The sequence below is a fragment of the Frankia sp. CeRuru1 genome (assembly GCF_977966315.1).
On the sequence record NZ_CDWWEW010000133.1, the window covers coordinates 1 to 9,128 of the forward strand.

Here is a 9,128-nt window from a genome sequence, read left to right on the forward strand (position 1 = left end):
GACGCTGAACGACCCGCGGCCCATCGCCGAGCTCGCCCACGGGGCGGGGGCGTTCTACCTCGCCGACATCACCCAGACGCTGGGCCGGATGCCGGTTTCGGTCGCGGACGCCGGCATCGACCTCGCCGTCGCGTCCGCGCACAAGCTCTACGGGCCCAAGGGCACCGGCGCGCTGATCGCCGGCCGGCACGCCCGGTCGCAGCTGGCACCGCTGATCCACGGCGGCGGGCAGGAACGGGGCCTGCGCGCCGGCACGGTCAACACCGCCGGGGTGGTCGGCTTCGGCGCCGCGGCGCGGATTGCCGCCGCGGTGATGGAGGACGAGGCCCCGCGGCAGCGGGCCCAGACCGAGCTGCTGCACGATCTGCTCGTCGAGTGGCTCGGCGTCGATGCCGTCGAGCTCAACGGGCCGAGTGAGCGCGGCGGGGGCCGCGAATGCCGGCTGCCGAACACCACCAACCTGCGGTTCGTCGGTGCCGACGCCGACGCCGTCCAGGCCTGTCTGCCGGACGTGGCGGTGTCCGCGGGCTCCGCCTGTCACGGTGGCGGCGCCGAGCCGTCCCATGTGCTCACCGCGATGGGCCGGTCGACCACGGCGGCCATGGAGAGCCTGCGGTTCAGCGTGGGCCGGTTCACCACCGTCGACCAGATCCACGCCGCCGCCGCCGCGGTGGCTCGCGCGGTGCTGCGCGTGCGTGCCCTGGAGCAGAACCGATCGAACGATCTCTTCGACGGCCCCACCACCGAGTTCCGGGTGCAGGAGATCCCCACCGACCGGGTGTTCTCGCGGGCCCTGCGCATGCCCGAGGTGCCCGCCCCCCGATCCGCCTATCCCTGACCCGTTCCCCGCGCTTCCCTGACCCCGCTTCCGCGCTGTCAGCGTTGCCACGCGCGGTCCCGCTCGCCCGGCGCGGGCGTGCGTAGCCGAGAAGTTGAGATGAGGTTTCGCCATGCCAACCGAACAGTTGTCCGAACGACCCGACCCGGGGGTCACGCAACTGGAACACGTGGTGATCCGTTTTGCCGGTGACTCCGGCGACGGGATGCAGCTCACCGGTGACCGGTTCGGCGCCCAGGCCGCCGCGGGCGGCAACGACGTGGCGACGCTGCCGAACTACCCGGCGGAGATCCGGGCGCCAGCCGGAACCGTGGCCGGGGTGTCGAGCTACCAGCTCCACATCGCCGACCACGACATCAGGACCCCGGGCGACCGGCCCGACGTTCTGGTCGCCATGAACCCCGCGGCGCTCAAGGCGAACATCGCCGAGCTGCGTCCCGGCGGGGTCCTGATCGTGGACACCGACGCGTTCACGGTGATGGGTCTGGAAAAGGCCGGTTACGAGGCCGATCCCCTGACCAACGGGTCGCTGGACGCCTACCACGTGCACGCGATCAACCTCACCGGTCTCGCCGCCACGGCCGTCGCTGAGTTCAACCTGAAGCGCAAGGACGCTGCCCGGACGAAGAACATGTTCGCGCTCGGCCTGGTGTCCTGGATGTTCAGCCAGCCCATCGAGGACACGATCGCCTACCTGCAGAAGCGGTTCGCCGCGAAGCCGGACGTGCAGGCCGCGAACATCGCCGCGCTGCGGGCCGGGTGGATCTACGGCGACACCACCGAGGCCTTCGCGCTCGCCTACGAGGTGAAGCCGGCCAAGCTGCCCGCCGGCACCTACCGGCACATGAAGGGCAACAAGGCGATCGCCTACGGCCTGGTCGCCGCCGCGCAGCAGGCCGGGATGCCGCTGTTCCTCGGCGCCTACCCGATCACTCCCGCCTCCGACATCCTGCACGAACTGAGCGCGCTCGCATCCTTCGACGTGCGCTCCTTCCAGGCCGAGGACGAGATCGCCGCCATCGGCTCCGCGATCGGCGCGGCCTTCGCCGGGATGCTCGGCGTGACCGTGACCTCCGGTCCCGGGATGGCCCTGAAGACCGAGGCCCTCGGTCTTGCGGTGATCATGGAGTTGCCGCTCGTCGTCGTCAACGTGCAGCGCGGCGGGCCGTCGACTGGTCTGCCGACCAAGACCGAGCAGTCCGACCTGCTCCAGGCCCTGTACGGCCGGCACGGCGAGGCGCCGCTGCCGGTGATCGCGGCGCGTTCGCCCGCGGACGGCTTCGACGCCGCGCTGGAGGCGGCCCGGATCGCGCTGGTCTACCGCACCCCGGTCATCCTGCTGTCCGACGCCTACGTCGCCAACGGCAGCGAGCCGTGGCGGGTGCCCGAGACGGCGGAGCTGCCCAGCATCGGGATCGATCTCGCCACCGGCCCGAACGGGGTGGACGAGGCCGGTAACCCGATCTTCCTGCCGTACGCGCGGGACCCGATCACGCTGGCCCGCCCGCTGGCGATCCCGGGTACCCCGGGGCTCACACACCGCATCGGTGGTCTGGAGAAGGCCGAGCTGACCGGCGCGGTCTCCTACGACCCCGACAACCACGACCTGCTGGTCCGCACCCGACAGTCCAAGATCGATAACATCGACGTGCCGCTCCTGGAAGTCGATGATCCCAGTGGGCCGCCCGGATCCGGCGCCGATGTGCTGGTGATCGGATGGGGCTCGACGTGGGGGCCGATCGGTGAAGCCTGCCGCCAGGTGCGGCGCGACGGTATGAAGGTCGCCCAGGCGCACCTGCGCCATCTCGCCCCGCTGCCGGCGAACCTGGCCTCGGTGCTGTCGGAGTACCACACCGTGCTCGTCCCCGAGATGAACCTCGGGCAGCTCGCCGGACTCCTGCGCCGGGAATGCCTGATCGATACCGTCGGCTACAACCAGACCCGCGGCATGCCGTTCCGGGTGGCCGAGCTCACCTCCGTCATCAGCCGGATCATCCAGGGCATCGACGAGGAGCCGTCGGCGGAGGCAGCCTCGAAGCCGGTCGGGGACGTGAGCGCCCGGTTGAACGCACACCTTGGTTCGAAGCTCGGCACGGCCGGGGAGGCAGGACGATGATCTCGCTGAATGATGGATCCGGAGAACCGTCGGGTGACTCGGCGGGACGGCCGGTGCTGACCGTGCAGGACTACATGACCGGCAACGAGGTCCGCTGGTGCCCCGGCTGCGGGGACCACGCCATCCTCTCGACGATGCGGGGTCTGCTGCCGGCCCTCGGCGTCCCGCCCGAGAACATCGTGATCGTGTCCGGCATCGGGTGCTCCTCGCGGTTCCCCTACTACCTCGACACCTACGGCATCCACTCGATCCACGGCCGGGCGCCGTCCTTTGCGACCGGAGTCTCGATCAACCGGCCGGACCTGGCGGTGTGGGTCGTAACCGGTGATGGCGACGCGCTGTCGATCGGCGGTAACCACCTTATCCACGCGCTGCGTCGCAACGTGAACCTCAAGATCATGTTGTTCAACAACCAGATCTACGGTTTGACGAAAGGTCAGCACTCGCCGACCTCCAGGATCGGCACGATCAGCCCGTCGAGCCCCCACGGGTCGCTCGACAACCCGTTCGACCCGGTTGCGCTCGCGCTCGGCGCCGGCGCGACGTTCGTCGCCCGCACGATCGACTCGGACCGTCGCCACCTCACCGCCACCCTCACCGCCGCCGCGGCGCACCAGGGAGCGGCGCTGGTGGAGATCCGGCAAGGCTGCCCCACGTTCAACGCGATTCCCCGTCAGCCGAAGCGGTCCGATGCCGATGCCGGCGCCGCCGGGGTCGCCGGGGCGAAGGGCGAGCAGGGGCCGATCCGGCTCTCGCCCGGTATGCCGGTGGTCTTCGGAGTGGACGAGCAGTACGCCGTGATCCGCGACCCGGCCACCGGGGAGCTGGCCGTCGGGCACAGCGGTGACTCCCGCGTCGTGGTGCACGATCCGACGGTGGAGAACTCGACCTACGCCTACGCCCTAGCCCAGCTGGCGCAGGCGGAGTTTCCGGAGCCGCCGATCGGCGTCTACCGGTCGGTCTCGCATCCCGTGTTCGACCAGCTGTTCCAGGAGAGGCTGGCGACCGCCCGGCCCGGCGGCCTAGGCGACCTGCGGACGTTGCTCCAAGGTGCCGACTCCTGGACGGTGGCCGGGTAGGTCGCCGCCGGGTGACCTACGGCTGGGATGAGACCTACGGCTGAGGCGAACCGGACCGATGGGCGGTCGCCGGGCGGTCGCTCGGGGGCGAGGGGGTGAGGGGATCAGGCCTGTCAGGGCTGGCCTGATCCCCTCAGGGGATTCCGCGTTACTCTGCCCGGCTCGGCCTCGGCCCGGAGTGATCCCGGTTCCGGCCCCAGGTGGTTTCCGTCATGGTCTCCGGCCGCCTGGTGATGATGGCCGCCTGGTGATGACGCCTGCACGCCGTTTTCCGGGATTTTTGTCACGCCACTTTCTCGTCAATCGGCATTCCGCGGCGGGTCATCTGGTCAACGGCACGACCGGTCGGCATCACCCGTCGGGAAACCCGTCGAGACACATCGAGACACGTCGATTCAGGCGCGGTACGGGGAACGCCGGGAACGTCTCCAGCCGACTCCGGCCCCGACTCCGGCCCCGAATTCTGCTTCGACCCCGGCCCCTGCTTCGGCCCCGAAATGTAGAGGGCCGGTGCCCGGACGGGATGGGCCCTGGGCACCGGCCGTAGGCCGGCGGTCTCGCTGACGCCGTGGCCGCGTCAGCCTTCGCCGGCGGCTTGTCTCGTCAGCGTCTGTAGGACGCGACGAAGGCGGTGTCCGCCCTGATCGGGCCGATCTTGCCGGCGCCGCCCGGATTACCGATCGGAGCATCCCGACCAGACAGGATGGCGGTGAAGAACCGGGCTTCGTCCGCAATGAACTCGGCCTCGCTCGCCGGCACGATCCGGGTACTCTTGATCGCGTCGACCGGGCAGGCCGACTCGCAGGCTCCGCAGTCGATGCACTCATCCGGGTTGATGTACAGCTTGCGGCCGCCCTCGTAGATGCAGTCGACCGGGCACTCCTCCACGCAGGCGGTGTCCTTGACATCAATGCAGGGTGACAGGACGACAAACGTCATCGGATCCTTCTTCCCCGTTCGCCTGCAGTCACGGGGAAATCGTAACAGGATGTCGCCGGCCGAGGTGGGTGGAACTGTAAAGGACAGGTAAACAACTCGTCCGTGGAGCAACGAATTTCGATGGCCCGAAACGGGGGCGAGGAAATCTCCAGGGATATTTTAACCATGAGATTTTCTTTGTCTGTATCTGGGCCGTCCGGGGCGCCTGCCGGATGGCGGCGGCACCCGCGCCGACGTGTCCTCAGCCGGTCATGAAGACGGTCTGCGGGTACCACCGTCCGCCAGGTGGTCGGCGCGGCGTGTCCTCTGCCGCCGGTTCAGACGTCGGTGTTGTCGGGGGGCTGAACCTGGCCGGTTGATGGAGCGTGTCCCGGCGAGGCCGGGGTTACGTGGCCGAGCGGCGCCGTACCGTCCCCCGCCTCGTGCCGCTCGGCGCGGAAACGCCTGAAGGCGGCGAACGCGCGCGGGCCGTAGACCGACGCCGGCCCGCCGTTCATCAGCAGTGCCACCCCGATGGCCTCGGCTGCCTCCTGGCAGGTCGCACCCTGCCGGACGGCGCCGTGGGCATGTGTCTCGATGCAACCGTCGCACTGGGTGCTCACGGCGAGCGCCAGTGCGATCAGCTCCTTCGTGCAGCTGTCCAGGGCACCGTCACGGAGAGCAGCGTCGCCCAGGGTGCCGAGTCCCCGGTACACGTCCGGGATCAGCCGACGCAGTTCGCGGGCATGCGGGCGGATCTCGTCCTGGACCGGGCTGCCGGAGCTCATGGCCCTTGCCTTCCCGCCGGAGGCGACCGGGAACCGCCACGCCGGGAACGGCGGCCGAAGTCCGGCCTCGTGCCCGGGCGGTCGTGGGTGCCCGGGCGGTCGCGGCGAGGCCGAAAACGGTGAGCCTCGGCTTGTCCTTGGACTTGTCCCTGTTAGGGGGGCGACAGACCACTTCCGTTGGCGTACCGTCAGACATCGCCAAAGTCCGTGCATCGATTCCGGGATGTCCGGTTACCGTTCCGGGCCGGACGGGCCCCGCCCGCGCCTGCTCGCGACCCCGCTCACGCTCTCGAGGAGCGGCCGTCCCCCGCGGTGGGCGCTGATCGTCCGGTCCGCCCTGTCCCCGCTTCTCGTCCCTACTCCGCCTCTCGTCCCTACCCCCGCTTCTCGTCCGGCTGCCATGCGATGGCGGCCTCTACTTCGAGGTATCCAGATGACGGCGAGTGTCCGTACGGACCCGTTCGACGTACTGCTGGTTGAGGACGACCCGGGGGATGTCCTCATGACCCGCGAAGCGTTCGCGGATGATCGGATCAACGGCAGGCTGCATGTCGTGAACGACGGTATCCAGGCCATGGCGTTCCTCCGCCGGGAGGAGCCCTTCACACAGGCCCCTACGGCCGACCTGATCCTGCTGGACCTCAACCTGCCGCGCCGCAACGGCATCGAGGTCCTGGCCGAGGTCAAGGCCGACGCCGACCTGCGACGCATCCCCGTCGTGGTGCTCTCCACCTCGGACGCTGCCGAGGACATCCTGCGCAGCTACAACCTGCACGCCAACGCCTACGTGACGAAGGCGGTCGACTTCGACCGGTTCGTAGACGACGTCCGGTTCATCGACGACTTCTTCATCACCGTGGTCCGGTTGCCCGGGCGCTGATCTGGTCGCTCATCAGGTGTACATGAGCCATGATCGCGCGGTGCCCGCCGACGGCGTCGGTCAACTACGGCGGTGAGACTACCGGCCTGCCAACACAACATCGGCCAACACAACATCGGCGCGCGGCTCCCGCGGGAGCCGCGCGCCGACGCGTAAGGCTGGGGGTGGTACGGCCTCAGACGGGCTGGACGTTGTCCGCCTGCGGTCCCTTCTGGCCCTGCACGATCTCGAACTGGACGCTCTGGCCCTCATCCAGGGACTTGTAGCCGTCCGCCACGATCGAGGAGTAGTGGACGAACACGTCCGGGCCGCCACCGTCGACGGAGATGAATCCGAAGCCCTTCTCCGCGTTGAACCACTTGACGGTACCCTGCGCCACGATTATTTCTCCTTGCCGCGCTCCCGGTAAGCGTCCTTCGCGTACCGGCCTCGCCCCAGACCCCGGCCGGTGCCGTGGTCCAGTCGTGCCGTTCTCTGCGTAGGTCACGCACGGAAGAACAAGCAACACCTGCAGCCTACCCCTCTACCGACGTGGTGTGCCCGCTTGGCTCTTGTCCCGTCCGACTCGATGCGAAGCAGCCGACGAAACGTCGGTTATCGGGGTACCCGGCGGGTGTAGTGGCCCGGGGCCCGGCGCTCGCGTAGCCGCTGCATCTCGGCGTCGTCGGCGATGATGACCCAGGACCGGCCATCCGGGTGGCGCTGCGCGGTGATCCACCCCCGGTAGATCCAGGTGTAGAGGGTAGCGGTCGGCCTGCTGGAGGGCTACGGCGAGTTCGGTCACCGAGTACCGGTGTGGTCCCAGGCCGGTTAGCGCGGTGCGGGTGCCGCGAGGCTGGCGGACCCCGATGCCCAGCCGGCGGGTCAGGGTGAGGACCTGGCCGGGGCCGAAGCGGTCGGTGCGCTTGGGTGGGCGCAGCCCTCGGCGTTGAGCGCCTCGGCGATCTGCCGGCTGGACAGGTACAGCTCACCTTCGCCCGCCAGGTCCTCCACAACCAGCCACAACCAGCGGCGACGATCCCGAATCATCGCGAAACGGGGGTGTTGAGCTGCCCGGATGCGGTGCGGGCGGCGACCGCGATCGTGCGGGGCGAACGTTTCGTCGATGGGAGCATCGCTGCGGCGGTGGAAACATGCATCGTCGGTCAGGCCGCCGAGCATCTCCTCCCCGAAAGGTCTGATCGCGGGTGAGGTCACCCGATGTATACCCGGGAGGGTATCTTGGAGGCAGCGCCCGCGGTCACCTGGTGCGGGATATGGAGGTCGGGATGCAGGTCGACGAGACGGCGATGGCGGATGTGATTCGGCGCCTGCGGCGCGCCGAGGGTCAGCTCCGCGGCGTAATCGGCATGATCGAGGATGGTCGCGACTGCGCTGACGTCGTCACCCAGCTTGCCGCGGTCTCCCGAGCTCTGGACCGGGCCGGATTTAAGATCATAGTGTCCGGGATGCAACAGTGCCTGGCCGCGCGTGAGAGCGGCGAGGCGGCACCGATGACCGAGACGGAACTGGAAAAGCTGTTCCTGTCCCTCGCGTGACCCTCGGCAGATGTCGTGCCTAGGCCGGCTGCGGGTAGCCGGCCCAGGGACGCGATCGCTTCGGTCAGTGGGCGTTCGGTCAGTGGGCGTTCGGTCAGTGGGCGTTCGGTCAGTGGGCGTTCGGTCAGTGGGCGTTCGGTCAGTGGGCGAAGGTGACAGTGGGTAGGACGCGGCGCAGCCACATCGGGCTGTACCAGGCGGCCCGTCCGATGATCCGGAGCAGGACGGGTAACAGGTGAGGCGGACGAGGGCCGCGTCCAGCAGCACGGCGATGCCGAGGATGACGCCCATCTCCTTCGGCGGCAGCGGTCCGGACAGCGCGAAGGTGAAGAACACCGCAACCATCACCGCGGCCGCAGCGAAGATGACCCGACCGGAGTGGGCGAGCTCGCCGACCATCGCCTCCCGTGGATCGGCGGAGCGTTCCCAGTGCTCCTTGGCCGAGGCGAGCAGGAACACCGTGTAGTCCATAGAGATCGCAAAGATCATTGCCAAGAAGAAGATCGGCACCCAGGCGTCGAGGAACCCCTGGGAGGTGAAACCCAGCAGGCCCGCGCCGTGCCCGTCGGCGAAAACCAGCTTCGCGACGCCGAACGCGGCACCGGTCGCGAGCAGGTTCGTGACCACCCCGAGGGCGGCCGCCAGCGGCGCGGCGAGCACCACGAGCAGCAGCAGGAAACCCATCCCCAGCACCACCCCTAGCACCAGCGGGGTGCGGTCCGACAGCAGGGTGTGCAGGTCGATGTTCTCCGCGGCCGCGCCGCTGTAGCTGTAGAAGTCGTGGATGCTCTTGCGCCATTGCGGACCGAGCATTCCCGGGGTCTGGTCCGGGCGTGTATGCGTGCCGGTGGCGATGACCAGATAGTCATACGGCAGGCGCCGTCCGTCCGCCAGCAGCACCGCGTTGTCGGTGGCGCACACCCGCTCGATCTTGCCGGGGATCAGGTCCACACTCCTGACATTAGTGCTCA

General features: G+C 69.1%; 9 protein-coding genes and 1 pseudogene. 6 read left to right on the forward strand and 4 right to left on the reverse strand.

Features of this window, described 5'->3' with window-relative positions:
• The 3 genes from AC08OP_RS11795 to AC08OP_RS11805 all read left to right on the forward strand — a co-directional run.
• On the forward strand, nucleotides 1-838 hold an 838-nt coding region (locus AC08OP_RS11795; RefSeq protein ID WP_476614229.1), incomplete at its 5' end, for a cysteine desulfurase family protein.
• Nucleotides 839-950: 112 nt separating this feature from the next.
• Nucleotides 951-2,954 (forward strand): 2-oxoacid:acceptor oxidoreductase subunit alpha, encoded by a 2,004-nt coding sequence (locus tag AC08OP_RS11800; RefSeq protein WP_476614230.1) that lies wholly within the window; start codon nucleotides 951-953, stop codon nucleotides 2,952-2,954.
• A complete protein-coding gene (locus tag AC08OP_RS11805) occupies nucleotides 2,951-4,033 on the forward strand; it encodes a 2-oxoacid:ferredoxin oxidoreductase subunit beta (protein ID WP_476614231.1) in 1,083 nt (360 codons plus the stop codon). The genes AC08OP_RS11800 and AC08OP_RS11805 overlap by 4 nt, the downstream gene beginning before the upstream one ends.
• Nucleotides 4,034-4,636: 603 nt before the next feature.
• On the opposite strand, the gene fdxA is transcribed toward AC08OP_RS11805, so the two are convergent.
• Both fdxA and AC08OP_RS11815 read right to left on the reverse strand, forming a co-directional pair.
• A complete protein-coding gene (gene fdxA / locus AC08OP_RS11810; RefSeq protein ID WP_476614232.1) occupies nucleotides 4,637-4,972 on the reverse strand; it encodes a ferredoxin in 336 nt (111 codons plus the stop codon).
• Nucleotides 4,973-5,289: 317 nt separating this feature from the next.
• Nucleotides 5,290-5,739 (reverse strand): carboxymuconolactone decarboxylase family protein, encoded by a 450-nt coding sequence (locus tag AC08OP_RS11815; protein ID WP_476614233.1) that lies wholly within the window; start codon nucleotides 5,737-5,739, stop codon nucleotides 5,290-5,292.
• A gap of 433 nt (nucleotides 5,740-6,172) precedes the next feature.
• Between AC08OP_RS11815 and AC08OP_RS11820 the strand changes: the two genes are divergently transcribed.
• On the forward strand, nucleotides 6,173-6,619 hold the full coding sequence (locus tag AC08OP_RS11820; protein WP_476614234.1) for a response regulator: 447 nt from the start codon (nucleotides 6,173-6,175) through the stop codon (nucleotides 6,617-6,619).
• Nucleotides 6,620-6,794: 175 nt separating this feature from the next.
• Here the strand turns inward: AC08OP_RS11820 and AC08OP_RS11825 are convergent, their stop codons facing one another.
• Nucleotides 6,795-6,998: a cold-shock protein gene (locus tag AC08OP_RS11825; RefSeq protein WP_011438823.1), complete on the reverse strand. Its 204-nt coding sequence runs from the start codon at nucleotides 6,996-6,998 to the stop codon at nucleotides 6,795-6,797.
• Between the two features lie 530 nt (nucleotides 6,999-7,528).
• Between AC08OP_RS11825 and AC08OP_RS11830 the strand changes: the two genes are divergently transcribed.
• Together AC08OP_RS11830 and AC08OP_RS11835 are read left to right on the forward strand one after the other, a co-directional pair.
• A complete protein-coding gene (locus AC08OP_RS11830) occupies nucleotides 7,529-7,810 on the forward strand; it encodes a DUF6508 domain-containing protein (RefSeq protein WP_476614235.1) in 282 nt (93 codons plus the stop codon).
• A gap of 158 nt (nucleotides 7,811-7,968) precedes the next feature.
• On the forward strand, nucleotides 7,969-8,157 hold the full coding sequence (locus AC08OP_RS11835; protein ID WP_476614238.1) for a metal-sensitive transcriptional regulator: 189 nt from the start codon (nucleotides 7,969-7,971) through the stop codon (nucleotides 8,155-8,157).
• Between the two features lie 285 nt (nucleotides 8,158-8,442).
• Here AC08OP_RS11835 and AC08OP_RS11840 read toward each other — a convergent pair.
• Nucleotides 8,443-8,970 (reverse strand): annotated as a pseudogene (locus AC08OP_RS11840) (MMPL family transporter); the annotation flags it as partial.
• Between the last annotated feature and the right edge of the window lie 158 nt (nucleotides 8,971-9,128).

Bases quoted from the DNA above. Each gene is read 5' to 3' on its own strand.
- AC08OP_RS11800 (WP_476614230.1), top strand. From the start codon at position 951: ATGCCAACCGAACAGTTGTCCGAACGACCCGACCCGGGGGTCACGCAA.
- AC08OP_RS11805 (WP_476614231.1), top strand. From the start codon at position 2,951: ATGATCTCGCTGAATGATGGATCCGGAGAACCGTCGGGTGACTCGGCG.
- fdxA (WP_476614232.1), bottom strand. From the start codon at position 4,972: ATGACGTTTGTCGTCCTGTCACCCTGCATTGATGTCAAGGACACCGCC.
- AC08OP_RS11815 (WP_476614233.1), bottom strand. From the start codon at position 5,739: ATGAGCTCCGGCAGCCCGGTCCAGGACGAGATCCGCCCGCATGCCCGC.
- AC08OP_RS11820 (WP_476614234.1), top strand. From the start codon at position 6,173: ATGACGGCGAGTGTCCGTACGGACCCGTTCGACGTACTGCTGGTTGAG.
- AC08OP_RS11835 (WP_476614238.1), top strand. From the start codon at position 7,969: ATGATCGAGGATGGTCGCGACTGCGCTGACGTCGTCACCCAGCTTGCC.